Here is a 15,996-nt window from a genome sequence, read left to right as displayed (position 1 = left end):
GTATAAGTTGAGAAAATATTCAAAAATCTTTTTATATAAAAATTGAATGCAGTTGTATTAGTGGTTGAGGTGTTTTGGAAACGCTAACATATATGTGAGAGGGAAATAAATCTTTTGTAAGAAAAAAGTATTATATGTAGAAAAAAGAGAGGTGTTCTGGAAAGAACAGTCTCTCTTTTTTTGATAAGAATAATATTAGTACTTAAGCTTGTTTTTGTTTTGCAGATCCTGTGTTTAAAGTAAGAGCAAGGAAGAACATTGCAAGTACACAAGATACAAGTAATAAGATGAATCCGCCATCCCATCCGAATGCATCTACGATAAAGCCCATAGCGGCACTAGCGAAAGCAGCTCCGCCTAAGTAACCAAAGAATCCAGTTAAGCCTGCTGCAGTTCCAGCAGCTTTCTTTGGTGCTAAGTCAAGAGCGTGTAGACCAATTAACATAACCGGTCCGTAAATTAAAAATCCAATCGCGACAAGTGCGATACTATCAACCATTGGATTACCAGGAGGATTTAACCAGTAAACAAGAACTGCGATAAATACACCAACCATAAATAAAATACCAGCAGGTGCGCGGCGTCCTTTAAATAGTTTATCACTCATCCATCCGCAAAGAAGTGTACCTGGAATACCAGCCCATTCATATAGAGCGTAAGCAGTACGTGAGCTACTATGAGTAAAGCTTTTTTCTTCTACTAAATAAGTAGGAGCCCAGTCTACAACACCGTAACGTACGAAATATACGAAAACGTTCGCAATAGCGATGTACCACAAAAATTTATTGTTTAGTACGTATGTAAATAAAATTTCCTTTGCCGAAAGTTCGCGTTCGCGATCTTTTATTTTCTCATCTGGTGGATATTCTCCAGTATGCTCTTCAATCGAAGGTAGTCCACAAGATTGAGGTGTATCTTTCATTGTAATTAATACATAAATACCAACTAAAATTGAAAGAATACCTGGGAAGTAAAAAATACTCTTCCAGTCATTTGCGAAGAAGTATAAGCCTAATGTCACAAGAGAAGGCATAAGCGCGCCACCGACATTATGAGCAACGTTCCAAATAGACATTTTTGTACCACGTTCACTAATAGAGAACCAGTGAACCATCGTACGACCACAAGGAGGCCAGCCCATACCTTGTACCCATCCATTTAAAAACTGAAGTACAAACATAAGTATAATGCTCGTTGTAATGAAAGAAAATGAGCCGAAAATAATATTAATGATACCTGATAAAAATAGTCCAGCTGCTAAAAAATAGCGAGGATTACAACGATCGGATACGATACCCATAAGAAATTTACTTAATCCGTAAGCAATAGAAACTGCTGAAAGGATAACCCCAAGTTCCCCTTTACTAAAGCCTTGTTCGATTAAGTATGGCATTGCTAGTGAAAAGTTTTTTCGAACGAAGTAGTAACCTGCATAGCCGATGAAGATACCTAAGAATACTTGTAAACGTAATTTACGGTATTCGCTATCAACACGATCAGCTGGTAAGCGTTCCGCGTGGGGCGCAGGTTTAAATAATTGTGTGAAAAACATAAAATGAAAATCCTCCCCTAATTAATTCGAAATGTTGTAAGTCAGAGAGAATATAAAAAGGCCATGAAATATAAAAAAGTTTCCTTTTTTATGATTCATAGCCGTATACTCCGATTCTCCGTGACTGTCAATATTAACTTCGTCGAAAATTATACAACTTTGTGACAAAAATGTAAACGTTTTTATAAATAAAAGTGTTGACGGATTTTGTTCGTGGTATTAATATTTAAATACATTAAATATTTTATTGTTTAAATAAGAGGTGGATAACATGCCAAATGATATGACGCATATCGATAAAATTCAAGCTCTTGCCTTTTCGATTGGAAAGAAAATGCAGACGGAGTTATTAGAACAAATGCAAGCAACAGGACTTACACCACCGCAGTTTTATATTTTAAAGATTTTAGATCATTACGGTGCTTCAAGAGCTACAAAATTAGCAAAAAAGATGTATGTAAAGCCTAGTGCAATTACAGTGATGATTGATCGCCTAATTGACCAAGAGCTTGTAGAACGCTATCACGACAAAGATGACCGCCGTGTTGTCATCATTGAGTTAACAAAAAAGGGGAAAGCTAGAGTAGAAGAGGCAATGACCGCTCGTAATGAGCATATTGCAAAATATTTCTCACATTTAGAATTACAAGAAAGAGAAGATTTGTTACGCCTCTTTGAGAAGTTAGAAACAATTATTTGCGGGACACAAGAGAAAAAAGAGAATAACTAAGAGGAATTGAGGAGATTACATGGAGCAACAAGAAAACATAAATAGAAAGTTGCTGTTAATCGGTTTAATAATCGCGATGCTATTTGCTGCATTAGATGGAACAATTGTTGGTACAGCAATGCCGCGTATCGTCGGTGAACTAGGCGGATTAAGCTTAATGACATGGTTAACAACAGCTTATATGTTAACATCAACAACAGTTGTACCAATTGCAGGTAAATTAGCGGATTTACTTGGTCGTCGTAACGTATATATAACAGGGCTAGTTATCTTTATGGTTGGCTCAGCGTTATGTGGTATGGCAAATGGTATGACAGAATTAATTATTTTCCGCGGTATTCAAGGTCTTGGTGGCGGTATTATGATGCCAATGGCTATGATTATTATCGGAGATATGTTCACGGGAAAAGAACGTGCAAAATGGCAAGGTATTTTTGGTGCATTATACGGTCTTGCTTCTGTAATTGGACCACAAGTTGGTGGTTGGATTGTAGACGCAGTGAACTGGAGATGGGTATTCTACATTAACTTACCAGTTGGTATTTTAGCAACAATCTTTATTGCAATGGGATTAAAATCACATAAACAAACAGGACCGATCAAAATTGATATTGCTGGAATCTTTACGATGATTCTCGGTGTTGTAAGTTTATTACTTGCATTAACGTTTGGCGGAAAAGATTATCCATGGGATTCTTGGCAAATTATCGGGTTATTTGCATTAGCTCTAATTGGTATTGTTAGCTTTATTATCGTTGAAACAAAAGCAGAAGAACCAATTTTACCGATGCATTTCTTTAAAAATCGCACGTTTACATTACTGAATGCAATTGGATTCTTTATGAGTATCGGAATGTTCGGTGCGATTATGTTCGTACCATTCTTCATGCAAGGAATTGTAGGAGTAAGTGCTGCTGAATCAGGAACAATCATGACGCCAATGATGATTACTATGATTGTGATGAGTATTATCGGCGGTCAACTTGTATTAAAAGTTGGTGTGAAACCACAAATTATTACAGGGATGCTTATTATGGCTGGTGGTTTCTGGTTATTAACAACGATGGATATGCACACGACTAAACTTACTGCTACTTTCTATATGAGTATTATCGGTTTAGGAATGGGTCTTGTTATGCCGACATTAACATTAGCGTTACAAGAAAGTTTCCCGAAAAAAGATCTTGGAGTCGTAACATCATCAAGTCAGTTCTTCCGTCAAATCGGTGGAACATTTGGTATTACAATTTTAGGGTCAATCATGAATAACACTTCAGGTACAACATTAACAAATAAATTAGTACCTGTATTAGATACGTTCCCGAAAGAAGCGGGCCAAATGGTAACGAAATTTAAAGATATGATTCAAACAGATCCACAAGGTTTATATTCGATGCTATTTAGTCCAGAGGCATTAAAACAAATGCCAGAAGCATTCGCTAACAGCATTGTACCAATCTTGAAAAACTCTTTAGTAGACTCACTTCATACTGTATTCTTAACAGGATTAGTATTTATCGTAGTAGGCGCTATCTTTACGATTTTCTTACAGAAGATTAAACTGTCAGATCGTAAAAAAGATGCTGAAGAGCCAGCCACAGAGGAAAAAAAACAAACTGTATCCTATTCGTAATGAAAAAGCATCGCCTTATGGCGGTGCTTTTTTGAGTATAACCTTAAAAGCTTTTTCATGAGAAATGATTGACGTATTTCGAGAAATACGTTATATTGTTTTCTGTAAACGGTTACATGGGATGGAGAGGAAAGAGAATGAGTACGATTAAAGACGTTGCGAAATTAGCGGGAGTATCTGTGGCGACCGTTTCCAGAGTGTTAAATAAAAATGGATATGTTCATGAAGATACATTAAAGAAAGTAGAACGAGCGATTGAGATGCTAGATTATAAACCTAGTACAGTAGCGCGTTCATTGTATAATAAAAAATCACGTTTAATTGGCTTAGTTGTTCCAAATATCGTGAATCCATTCTTTCCAGAAGTTGCACGTGCCGTAGAAGATGTAGCGCATAAGCAAGGATACACAGTTGTCCTTTGTAACTCTGATGAGAGTTTAGAGAAAGAAAAGCAATATATTGATGTACTTAGGCAAAATAATGTGGATGGATTTATTGTAGCAACGAATCCACAAAATAGTGTTAATTACATGAAGTTGTCTGTTCCAGTTGTTGCAATTGACCGTATGTTTAATGAGCGTATCCCTACTGTATATGCAGATAACTATGCAGGGAGTCAGGCAGCGACAAAGTTATTAATAGATAAAGGCTGTAAACATATTGCGCATATTCGCGGACCGCGTGATGTAAGCACTGCTAATGAACGTTTTGAAGGTTTTGTAGACGTTATTACGCAAAATAATCTTTCTTATATGATTGCAGAGAGTACATTTGATCCAGCTAATAGTGAGCGTGTAGCAGTGGAATTATTAGAAGAATACCCACATATTGATGGAATTGTTGCTGGAAATGATTTAATCGCAATAGGTATTGTAAAGGCTGCACTCCAAAAGGGGATTTCTATTCCAGATGATTTACAAATTATCGGATTCGATGGAATTTCTTTAACAGAAATGATGTATCCATCTATTACAACTGTTGCACAGCCAATTTATGAAATGGGGAAAATTGCAACAGAGCTGTTATTAGAGCAGATGGAAGGAAACGTATTAGAAGAGAAACACTATCGTTTACCGATTGAAATTATAGAACGAAATACAACGAAGTAAGGAGATGAAACAGATGCCAAATATTGCAGTGGTAGGTAGTATTTCAATGGACTTAGTGGCTGTTTCAAAAAAACGTCCGAAAGCAGGAGAAACAGTAATTGGTGAAGCATTTCATACAATCCCAGGAGGGAAAGGAGCCAACCAGGCAGTTGCTGCAGCTAGATTAGGCGCAAATGTAGCGATGGTTGGAGCGGTTGGAAACGATAATTATGGAACTGTAGTTAGGAACAATTTAGAGAACGAACGCGTTTTTATCGACTATGTGGTACCGGTTACAGATACGGCGACAGGAATTGCTCATATCGTTTTAGCAGAAGAGGATAACAGTATTGTTGTTGTGCAAGGGGCGAATGCTCTTGTCAATGAGTCGGTTGTAGATCGTTCAAAAGATCTTCTTATAAAAGCAGATATGGTTGTTCTTCAACTAGAAATTCCACTTGAAACAGTAAAATACGTATTAGCTATTTGTGAGGAACACAAAATCCCGGTTATGTTAAATCCAGCGCCAGCACAAGTGTTATCAGAAGATATTTTAGAAAAAGCAACTTATATTACACCAAATGAACATGAGTGCCGCATCGTATTAGATGATTTCATATCGCCAATTGAAGATTTACTGGCTAAATATCCAAATAAACTATTGATGACAGAAGGTTCTAACGGTGTTCGTTTCCATAATGGTAAGGAGATTGTACATGTTCCTAGCATTGCTGTTGATGTAGTAGATACGACTGGAGCTGGTGATACATTCAATGGTGCATTAGCAGTTGCACTTTCTGAAGGAGAAACACTTCAAAAAGCAATTCGTTTTGCGAATATTGCTGGTGGTCTTTCTGTAACGAAACTTGGAGCACAGGGCGGTATGCCAACGAGGGATAGAGTACGTGAAGTGCAGGTGATTGTCGGATGAAAAAGCACGGTGTATTAAACAGTGAGATTGCATCAGTCCTTGCTTCACTTGGACATACAGATACGATTGTAATCGCAGACTGTGGGCTACCAATTCCTGACGGAGTAAAACGAATTGATTTAGCTGTTGAGATTGGAAAACCTAGCTTTTTAGACGTATTGCAAGTGGTAGCTGATGATATGGCAATTGAAAAAGTAACGTTAGCAGAAGAAGTCATTAACAATAATGCGGAAGTAAATAAAGAAATCGAGCTGAAATTAATAGAGCCAGCGTTTGAATATGTATCGCATGAACAATTTAAAGAGCACACGAAGAAAGCGAAGGCGATTATTCGTACAGGAGAGGCTACTCCTTATGCCAATGTAATTTTACATGCGGGCGTGATTTTTTAATAAAAGGAAGTGATGGGAATGCGTATTGAAATGAAAAATATTTCAAAGGCGTTCAATGGTAATCCTGTTTTGAAGAATGCACAGTTTATGATTGAAACAGGGGAAGTCCATGCATTGATGGGGGAAAATGGAGCGGGCAAATCAACGCTCATGAAAATTTTAACAGGTGTATACAAAAAAGATGGTGGAACAATCACGATTGATGGACAAGAACGAACTTTTAAAAATGCGAAAGAAGCAGAAGAGTACGGTATTGCATTTATACATCAAGAATTGAACATATTATCGAATTTAACAGTAGCTGAAAATATGTTTCTCGGTAAAGAGTTAATGTATGGGAAGACAGGTATTTTGCGTACGCGTCAAATGAACGCGATTGCGCAGCAGCAACTAGCGGAGTTAGGGTTACATGTAAAAGGCGCTATGTTGGCAGGAGAGTTATCGGTTGGACAACAGCAAATTATTGAAATTGCGAAAGCGTTAATGACAAACGCGAGCGTTATTATTATGGATGAACCTACAGCTGCATTAACAGATCGTGAAATTGAAACGTTGTTTACTGTCATTAATAAATTACGTAAAGAAGGTGTTTCGTTCGTTTATATCTCACACCGAATGGAAGAAATTTTTTCAATATGTGATGCCATTACGATTTTACGTGATGGGGAATACGTAGGAAAGAGACTTATTCCGGAAACATCATTTGATGAAGTAGTGAGTATGATGGTGGGGCGCAGCATTGGTGAACGTTACCCAGAGCGAAATAGTCAAATTGGCGATGTCATTTTTGAGATGCGTAACGGAACGAAAAAAGGGAAGTTTGAAAATGTTTCGTTTCAAGTAAGAAAAGGTGAAATCCTTGGTGTTGCTGGCTTGATGGGAGCTGGCCGGACAGATATTATGAAAGCGATATTTGGATACGAACCTTTAGATTCTGGCCAAATTTTTATAAATGGACAAGAAGTAAAGATTGATAGTCCGATAGATGCGATTAGACAAAGAATAGCTTTTATTACAGAGGATAGAAAATCTGAAGGGTTAGTTTTAGATTTCTCAATTCGAGAAAATTTAGCTTTACCAAATTTAGAAAGTCTTTCAAAGGGAAGTGTCTTAAGTAACGAACTAGAACAACAGTTTACAGCGGATATGATGAAACTTCTTAATGTGAAAGCAGCTAGTGGAGAGCAAGCGGTGAAATCTCTTTCTGGTGGAAATCAGCAAAAGGTTGTTATTGCAAAATGGCTAGGTATCCACCCGCAGTTACTCATTTTAGATGAGCCAACACGAGGTGTAGATGTTGGAGCGAAAAAAGAAATTTACTCTATTATGAATAAGCTTACTGAGCAAGGCGATGCCGTTATTATGGTATCATCTGAGCTTCCAGAAGTTCTAGGAATGAGTGATCGTGTTCTTGTTATTCATGAAGGAAAAGTCGGCGGCATTTTAGAGAAAGGTGAGGCATCACAAGAGTCTATTATGGCACTAGCTACAGGGGGAGAGTAAGGATGGCTAAGAAGGGGAATGTATTACAACAACTCGGTTCTTTAATCGGTTTAGTATTAATTATCGTCGTAATTACAGCTTTAAATCCGGCATTTATTGAGATTCCAAATTTATTTAATATACTGCGTCAAGTATCGATTAATGCGCTTATTGCATTCGGAATGACCTTTGTAATTTTAACAGGGGGTATTGACTTATCGGTAGGTTCTATTTTAGCATTATCAAGTGCACTTGTTGCTGGAATGATGGCAAGTGGCATGGACCCGTTCCTTGCGATGGCAGTTGGATTATTAGCTGGTCTTGTAATGGGAATTGTAAACGGTATCATCATAGCGAAGGGAAAAGTAGCTCCATTTATTGCAACTTTAGCAACAATGACTATTTTTCGTGGGTTGACGCTTGTTTATATGGACGGACGTCCGATCACTGGTCTTGGTGATCATTTAATGTTCCAAATGTTTGGCCGCGGTTATTTTCTCGGTATTCCGGTACCAGCTGTTACAATGATGATCGCTTTCGCAGTACTGTACTTCATTTTGAAGAAAACGACATTTGGTCGCCGTACATTTGCAATTGGTGGAAATGAAGAAGCAGCAGCGCTATCAGGTATTAATGTTACGAGAATTAAAGTAATGATTTACGGTCTTTCCGGAATTTTGGCAGCGCTTGCAGGTATTGTCTTAACATCACGACTAGATTCTGCACAGCCAACTGCAGGTACTTCTTATGAATTAGATGCAATTGCAGCAGTTGTATTAGGTGGAACAAGTCTTTCTGGGGGAAGAGGATGGATTGTTGGTACATTCATCGGTGTACTTATTATCGGTGTACTAAATAACGGTTTAAATTTATTAGGTGTATCTTCTTTCTTCCAACAAGTTGTAAAAGGACTTGTAATCTTACTAGCTGTATTAATTGATCGCCGAAAAGAAGCGTAATGGAGGGATAGTTCATGAAGAAATGGTTACTTATACTCGTTGCATGTATTATGGTCATTACTGCTGGTTGTTCAATGGAACCACCAGAATGGGCAAAGGATTCTAGCGATAAAGGTCGAAATAAAACTATTAAAGTTGGATTCTCTGTTTCAACTTTAAACAATCCATTTTTTGTTACTTTGAAAAAAGGAGCAGAAAAGCAAGCGAAAGCAAGCGGCATTGAATTGATTGCTGTTGATGCACAAAATGATGCAGCAAAGCAAACGAACGATGTTGAGGATTTAATTCAAAAAGGTGTCGATGTAGTTGTTATTAATCCAACCGATTCAGATGCTGTTGCTTCAGCAGTAAGTGCGGCAAACGCCGCGAATGTCCCTGTTATTACAGTAGACCGCGTTGCAAATTCAGGTAAGGTTGTTTCTCACATTGCCTCTAATAATATTGAAGGTGGTCAAATGGCTAGTGACTATATTCGTGAATTAGTTGGCGAGGGAGCAAACGTTGCTGAATTAGAAGGAATACCTGGCTCTTCTGCTGCTCGTGAGCGCGGGAAAGGATTCCATAACGTAGCTGATAAGTCTTTAAAAGTAGTTGCAAAACAAGCAGCTGATTTTGATAGAGCAAAAGGATTATCTGTTATGGAAAACATTTTGCAAGCAAATGGTGATATTAAAGCCGTGTTTGCGCATAACGATGAAATGGCATTAGGGGCACTTGAAGCATTGAAGTCTGCTGGAAAAACGGATGTAGTCGTCGTTGGGTTTGATGCAACAGAAGATGCTGTAAAAGCGGTTAAAGATGGGCATATGGCTGCAACAGTTGCTCAAAAACCGGAATTAATCGGGGAGAAGGCGATGCAAACAGCAAAAGAGATCACGCAAGGTAAAAAAGTGGACAAATCTATTCCGATTGAATTAGAGCTTATTAAGAAAAACAAATAAATATAAAATGAAAATCAGGAAGGAAGAATAACAAATGAAATTCTTTATTGATACAGCAAACATTAACGAAATTAAAGAGGCAAATGCATTAGGCGTAGTAGCTGGAGTAACGACAAACCCATCACTTGTAGCAAAAGAAGGCGTAGATTTCCATGAGCGTATTCGTGAAATTTGCAGCTTTATAGAAGGACCTGTAAGCGCAGAAGTAATTAGCTTAGAAGCTGATAAAATGATTGAAGAAGGAAAAGAATTAGCGAAGATTGCTCCAAACGTTGTTGTAAAAGTACCAATGACAACAGAAGGTTTAAAAGCAGTAAAAGCATTCTCTGATTTAGGAATTCGTACAAACGTTACATTAGTATTCTCAGCAGTTCAAGCATTACTTGCAGCTCGTGCTGGTGCAACATATGTATCACCATTCTTAGGTCGTTTAGACGATATCGGTCATAACGGTATGGACTTAATCCGCCAAATCGCAGAAATCTTTGCAATTCACGGCATTGAAACAGAAATCATTGCAGCATCTGTACGTCACAGTGTTCACGTAACAGAAGCAGCATTAAACGGTTCACATATTGCAACAATCCCAGCAAACGTAATTGCTTCATTAGTGAAGCACCCATTAACAGATCAAGGAATTGAGAAATTCTTAGCTGATTGGGAAAAAACACAAGAGAAATAATAGAAAATCAAGAATCCTAGTTTAATTGACTAGGATTCTTTTTTTTATTTAAAAGAATTTTCATGCAATTTTGCATATTGTCTTTTAAATTTGTTATATAAACTATTTAATATATACAAATCACTCTTTATTTTTCATATTTTGATATAAGAAGATAGAGGGTCTGACCAGAAAACTGGAGGGCATGATTCTATAACAGAAAGTTTAACGTTTATAGAATTATGCCTTTTTGTCCCGCATTAACGGTCAGTAAGATTCCCACCTCAAAATTCAGCTAGAGCAAAGAAGTTAGGTGGAAAATCAACTGCCCGTAAATGCCCGATTGGTGTGGGCTAATAATCAGTGGGGATGGACAAACTCCCCACTGATTAAAGTTTCACTGTATATAGGGAGGGCAGAAAGGAGAGCTTTTGATTTAAATGCACTTATTTATCTGAATTTTAAGTTTTATAAAAGGAGAGAAATAAAATGAGAAGAAAAGCGCCATTTAAAGTGTTATCATCATTAGCAATTGCGGCAATTATCGGATGCACATCTGTAATGAGTGCTCCGCTAGCATACGCAGAAACGCCAGCAAAAGAGAAAGACAATGTATCTACAACACCAATTGATTACAATTTAATTCAAGAAGATCGTTTAGCGGAAGCACTGAAGGAAAGAGGAACAATAAATCCAGCATCTTCTAAAGAAGAAACGAAAAAAGCTGTAGAAAAGTATATTGAAAAGAAACAAGGCGATCAGGCAAATAAAGAAATTCTTCCAGCGGATACTGCTAAAGAGGCATCTGATTTCGTGAAAAAAGTAAAAGAGAAGAAAATGGAGGAAAAGGAGAATGTAAAGAAACCTGAAAAAAATGTTAGCCCTGAGCAAAAGCCTGAACCAAATAAGAAACAATTGAATGGGCAAGTTCCAACATCTAAAGCAAAGCAAGCGCCGTATAAGGGATCTGTTCGAAATGATAAAGTATTAGTATTACTCGTTGAATTTAGTGATTATAAACATAATAATATTGATCAAACGCCAGGGTATATGTATTCGAATGACTTTAGTAGAGAGCATTATCAAAAAATGTTATTTGGTAATGAGCCGTACACATTATTTGATGGTTCAAAAGTAAAGACGTTTAAACAATATTATGAAGAGCAGTCTGGCGGTAGTTATACGACTGATGGATATGTAACAGAATGGCTAACTGTCCCAGGAAAAGCGTCTGACTACGGTGCTGATGGTAGCAGTGGTCATGATAATAAAGGACCAAAAGGTGCACGTGATTTAGTGAAAGAAGCTTTACATGCAGCTGCTGAGAAAGGATTAGATTTATCTCAATTTGATCAATTCGATAGATATGATACAAATGGTGACGGAAATCAAAATGAACCTGATGGTGTAATTGATCATTTAATGGTAATCCATGCTGGCGTTGGTCAAGAAGCTGGTGGTGGTAAATTAGGTGATGATGCAATTTGGTCACATCGTTCAAAATTAGCAATAGATCCAGTAGCGGTTGAAGGTACAAAATCAAAGGTAGATTACTTTGGTGGAAAAGTAGCGGCGCATGATTATACAATTGAACCAGAAGATGGAGCAGTAGGTGTATTTGCGCATGAATTTGGACATGATCTTGGCTTACCAGATGAATATGACACGAAATATACTGGAACTGGTTCACCTGTCGAAGCGTGGTCATTAATGAGTGGAGGTAGTTGGACAGGGAAAATTGCAGGAACAGAGCCAACTAGTTTCTCACCACAAAATAAAGATTTCTTACAAAAGAATATGGGTGGCAACTGGGCAAAAATTTTAGAAGTGGATTACGATAAAATTAAGCGCGGTGTAGGAGTTCCTACATATATTGATCAAAGTGTTACGAAATCTAATCGTCCAGGCGTTGTACGTGTTAACTTACCAGGTAAAAGTGTTGAAACGATTAAACCAGAGTTTGGAAAGCATGCATATTATAGTACAAGAGGAGATGATATGCATACAACACTAGAGACACCATTCTTTGATTTAACAAAAGGAACAAATGCAAAATTCGATTATAAAGCAAATTATGAGTTAGAAGCAGAGTGCGATTTTGTCGAAGTGCATGCAGTAACAGAAGATGGAACGAAAACATTAATTGATAGACTTGGAGAAAAAGTAGTCCAAGAAGATAAAGATACAACAGATGGAAAATGGATGGATAAATCATATGATTTAAGTCAATTTAAAGGGAAAAAAGTGAAACTGCAATTCGATTATATTACAGATCCAGCTGTAACATATAAAGGTTTCGCGATGGATAATGTAAATGTAACTGTTGATGGACAAGTTGTATTTTCTGATGATACAGAAGGACAGGCTAAAATGAATTTAAATGGTTTTGTTGTTTCTGATGGGACAGAAAAGAAAGCTCATTATTACTACTTAGAGTGGAGAAACTATGCGGGATCAGATAATGGATTAAAAGCAGGAAAAGGTCCAGTGTATAATACAGGTCTTGTCGTTTGGTATGCAGATGATAGCTTCAAAGATAACTGGGTTGGGGTGCATCCAGGTGAAGGATTCCTTGGTGTTGTGGATTCGCATCCAGAGGCATTTGTTGGCAATTTAAACGGAAGACCAACTTACGGTAATACAGGTATGCAAATTGCAGATGCTGCATTTTCATTTGATCAAACACCAGCATGGAGTGCAAATTCATTAACACGTGGACAGTTTAACTATTCTGGATTACAAGGTGTTACAACATTTGATGATTCAAAAGTATATAGTAACAAACAAATTGCAGATGCAGGAAGAAAAGTTCCAAACCTTGGACTTAAATTCCAAGTTGTTGGACAAGCGGATGATAAGTCTGCAGGTGCTGTTTGGATTAAGCGTTAATAAAATGGAACTTTAATCAGTCGGAGGTGTTCATCCCCAATGATTATTAGCACACACTTCCTCGTATTCGTCGAATTTCGAGGCGGGATTCTTACTTTCCGCAAATAGCGAGATAAAATAAAAGCACATTCTTCATTCGAAGGATGTGCTTTTTCTTTGTACATTAAGGTATTAATTTATCTATGTGTAGTGTATCAAATTATGTGGGGAAAAGAAGTATTTCCGAGGAAATTGTCGAAAGGATTTATTTGTTTTTTATGAGAATTGACTCGAAGAACTTTCAGTATATCAGATGAGAATTAATTATTTTAATATGGTAAATGTTCTAATTGAAAAAAAAGTAAATACATATTTTTCAAGGTTTTACTAATTTAAGGTGTCGAAATTTAATTATTTTTAAAAAATAAAATTATATATTGCTTTTAGTTTTTGTTTTAAGTAAAATTCATAGGGAATTAATAAGATAATAGTTTAGTAGTTTAATGTAATATTCTTTCGGAAAAAGAAAAGTAGCACGTAGTAAACTTTTAATTTGTAAGTAAAGGGAGAGTAAAGTAATTGAAAGCATGGAAAAATGTATCGTTTGTTATGAAAAGTAGTATCTTTTTATTATGTTTAACTTGTATGTTTTTTATTGTGCCAAGTACAAATGCGAGTGCAGAAACAGTTAAAATTTATCTAGATCCAGGGCATGGGGGAACAGATACAGGTGCTATTGGAAATGGTTTGAAAGAGAAGGATTTAACATTAGATATTGCTTTGCGAATTCGTAATATTTTAAATTCTGAGTATACAGGTCATGAGATTAGAATGAGCCGTACAAGTGATGTGTATCCTACATTAGCACAAAGAACGAATGATGCTAATCAGTGGGGAGCAAACTTCTTCTTATCTGTGCATATCAATAGTGGTGGAGGAACAGGCTATGAGGATTACAGTTATCCGAATGCAGGTGCTCCTACTACAACGTATCACCAATTGATTCATCAAGAAATTATGAAAACAACTGATTTTGTTGATCGAGGAATGAAAACAAGTAATTTTCATGTGTTAAGAGAGACAAATATGCCTGCAATATTGACTGAAAATGGATTTATTGATCGAGCTGAGGATGCTGCAAAGCTTGCCAATGCGGATTTCAGAGAGCAGCTTGCAAGAGGACATGTAAATGGATTAGTAAAATCATTTAATTTACAAAAGAAAACATTCTTACTTCGTGTAAAGGCACCTGAATTATACTATTATAACCAACCTGATTGGAATGCAAAAGCAGGGACTGTGAAACAGGGAGATGTGTTTACTGTTGTAGAAACATTAACTGTGAATGGTTCGAAAATGTATAAATTAAAATCTGGAAATTATATAACTGCGAATCCAGCATATGTTGAAATTATAAATTAAAAGGCTATACATAGAAAGACAATGATGGAATTAACCCATCATTGTCTTTTTTACTTTGCTTTTTTCTTTACTTTTTATTTTGCTTCTTACATAAATCATTCCAGCGAATGTTAATAAGAATGCTGTTCCGATAACGAAGCTGACGCTAGGGGATGCCCCGATTGCACCAACCGTAAAGGATCCAGCAACAACTCCTAATGAGAAGAAAGCATAAAACAATCCGAATGCTTTTCCGCGCTTATCATCTGTCGTATTCTCAACAAGTAATGCATTTATCGATGGGAAAAGGATAGCGAATCCAATGCCATAAATCATCATAACGATAAAGAGCATACCTTTTGTTGCGAATAATCCAAGTAAAGATAACGCGAATGCCATTACTGCAATACCAATTAGCATAAGTTTTGAACGATTAAATCGATCATAAATACGGTTTGTTGGCAGCAAGAAGAAGAGGATAGCGGTAATGCCGAATACACTTAACATCATGCCTGTTGTAGATGCTTTAAGTGCTAATGCCTCAACTTTCATTGGTAGCATATAAGTGACAATTCCTTGTGAAAACATTAGCGTGAAAGCACCAATATATGCTTGCAATAACGGTTCTGATTTTAATAGTTCAATCATATCCTCTTTGTTCATCATTTGTGTTCTTGAAGTATCTTTTCTTGATACGTTATTTGGTAAGAAGAATAGAGATACGATTGTACCAAGGACCATTAAAATAGAAATGGTAATGAACACCCACTCTATACCAGCAGTTGCTTTCATAATTCCACTGAAAGCCGGTCCTACAATTGCCGCTGTTCCAACAGCAGCACCAGATAGAGCCATTGCCTTACCTTGTCTTGCTGAATTTGTTTGTTTTGATAAAAACGTAAAGGCAGCAGGAATTAAAAATCCGTCACTAAAGCCGTGCATAAAGCGCACAACTAATAGTTGTTCACCACTTTGAACAACGGTGTATAACAAGACTATGAAACTCGTAAGTCCCATGCTTATATAAAGTATTTTTTTTGCACCAAATTTATCGACAGCAGCGCCAGCAATAATATTACCGATCATATTAGCGAATGAGTACATACCGACAACTAGCCCAATAATAAGAGGAGATCCTCCAAGACTTTGAGCGAACGTACTCATAATAGGTAATTGTGAAAATGTATCTAGAAACGCTACGATAACAATAAAGTAAATAAAATATTTCAAGCGATATTCACCTCTCCTCTGCTATTATGGCATAATGCTAATTTCAACCGCAATGAAATTAGCATTAACAGATGTGGAAAAAAGTACAAAGTGACAAAATATTGAACGTTATTTGTTAAAATTTAGTG

Annotated in this window: 13 protein-coding genes; 11 read left to right on the top strand and 2 right to left on the bottom strand. The window is 36.8% G+C overall.

Annotated elements, in window-relative coordinates:
* Positions 1 to 202: 202 nt before the first annotated feature.
* Entirely contained in the window at positions 203 to 1,552 is a 1,350-nt protein-coding gene (glpT, locus tag AC1Q8N_RS24080) for a glycerol-3-phosphate transporter (RefSeq protein WP_048541751.1), read from the bottom strand.
* A gap of 271 nt (positions 1,553 to 1,823) precedes the next feature.
* On the opposite strand from glpT, the gene AC1Q8N_RS24075 reads away from it, so the two are divergent.
* The 11 genes from AC1Q8N_RS24075 (at position 1,824) to AC1Q8N_RS24025 (ending at position 14,659) form a co-directional block, all read left to right on the top strand.
* Positions 1,824 to 2,282 (top strand): MarR family winged helix-turn-helix transcriptional regulator, encoded by a 459-nt coding sequence (locus tag AC1Q8N_RS24075; protein WP_001132358.1) that lies wholly within the window; start codon positions 1,824 to 1,826, stop codon positions 2,280 to 2,282.
* A gap of 19 nt (positions 2,283 to 2,301) precedes the next feature.
* Complete coding sequence (locus tag AC1Q8N_RS24070; protein ID WP_493521405.1) at positions 2,302 to 3,915, top strand: MDR family MFS transporter; 1,614 nt, start codon at positions 2,302 to 2,304, stop codon at positions 3,913 to 3,915.
* 137 nt (positions 3,916 to 4,052) lie between these two features.
* Positions 4,053 to 5,024, top strand: a complete 972-nt coding sequence (rbsR, locus tag AC1Q8N_RS24065; protein ID WP_029437473.1) for a ribose operon transcriptional repressor RbsR — start codon at positions 4,053 to 4,055, stop codon at positions 5,022 to 5,024.
* A gap of 13 nt (positions 5,025 to 5,037) precedes the next feature.
* Positions 5,038 to 5,934 carry a ribokinase gene (gene rbsK / locus AC1Q8N_RS24060; RefSeq protein WP_048541756.1) on the top strand — a complete coding sequence of 299 codons (897 nt, stop codon included), beginning with the start codon at positions 5,038 to 5,040 and terminating at the stop codon, positions 5,932 to 5,934.
* Positions 5,931 to 6,326, top strand: coding sequence for a D-ribose pyranase (gene rbsD / locus AC1Q8N_RS24055; protein WP_000716160.1), 396 nt, complete (start codon positions 5,931 to 5,933; stop codon positions 6,324 to 6,326). The genes rbsK and rbsD overlap by 4 nt, the downstream gene beginning before the upstream one ends.
* Positions 6,327 to 6,344: 18 nt before the next feature.
* Positions 6,345 to 7,829: a ribose ABC transporter ATP-binding protein RbsA gene (rbsA, locus tag AC1Q8N_RS24050; RefSeq protein ID WP_048541758.1), complete on the top strand. Its 1,485-nt coding sequence runs from the start codon at positions 6,345 to 6,347 to the stop codon at positions 7,827 to 7,829.
* 2 nt (positions 7,830 to 7,831) lie between these two features.
* Positions 7,832 to 8,767: an ABC transporter permease subunit gene (locus AC1Q8N_RS24045; protein ID WP_001074641.1), complete on the top strand. Its 936-nt coding sequence runs from the start codon at positions 7,832 to 7,834 to the stop codon at positions 8,765 to 8,767.
* 14 nt (positions 8,768 to 8,781) lie between these two features.
* Positions 8,782 to 9,708 (top strand): ribose ABC transporter substrate-binding protein RbsB, encoded by a 927-nt coding sequence (gene rbsB / locus AC1Q8N_RS24040; RefSeq protein ID WP_493521404.1) that lies wholly within the window; start codon positions 8,782 to 8,784, stop codon positions 9,706 to 9,708.
* 34 nt (positions 9,709 to 9,742) lie between these two features.
* On the top strand, positions 9,743 to 10,390 hold the full coding sequence (gene fsa / locus AC1Q8N_RS24035) for a fructose-6-phosphate aldolase (protein ID WP_000667669.1): 648 nt from the start codon (positions 9,743 to 9,745) through the stop codon (positions 10,388 to 10,390).
* 468 nt (positions 10,391 to 10,858) lie between these two features.
* Positions 10,859 to 13,258, top strand: a complete 2,400-nt coding sequence (gene inhA2 / locus AC1Q8N_RS24030; protein ID WP_048541762.1) for a M6 family metalloprotease immune inhibitor InhA2 — start codon at positions 10,859 to 10,861, stop codon at positions 13,256 to 13,258.
* A gap of 624 nt (positions 13,259 to 13,882) precedes the next feature.
* On the top strand, positions 13,883 to 14,659 hold the full coding sequence (locus AC1Q8N_RS24025) for an N-acetylmuramoyl-L-alanine amidase (protein ID WP_046957382.1): 777 nt from the start codon (positions 13,883 to 13,885) through the stop codon (positions 14,657 to 14,659).
* A gap of 30 nt (positions 14,660 to 14,689) precedes the next feature.
* Here the strand turns inward: AC1Q8N_RS24025 and AC1Q8N_RS24020 are convergent, their stop codons facing one another.
* Positions 14,690 to 15,868: an MFS transporter gene (locus AC1Q8N_RS24020; protein ID WP_098847542.1), complete on the bottom strand. Its 1,179-nt coding sequence runs from the start codon at positions 15,866 to 15,868 to the stop codon at positions 14,690 to 14,692.
* Positions 15,869 to 15,996 lie beyond the last annotated feature (128 nt).

The sequence above is a fragment of the Bacillus sp. GW823-FHT06B01 genome (assembly GCF_058952315.1).
Note: the sequence above shows the minus strand (reverse complement) of the source record. Positions and strands in the feature narration are given on the sequence as shown.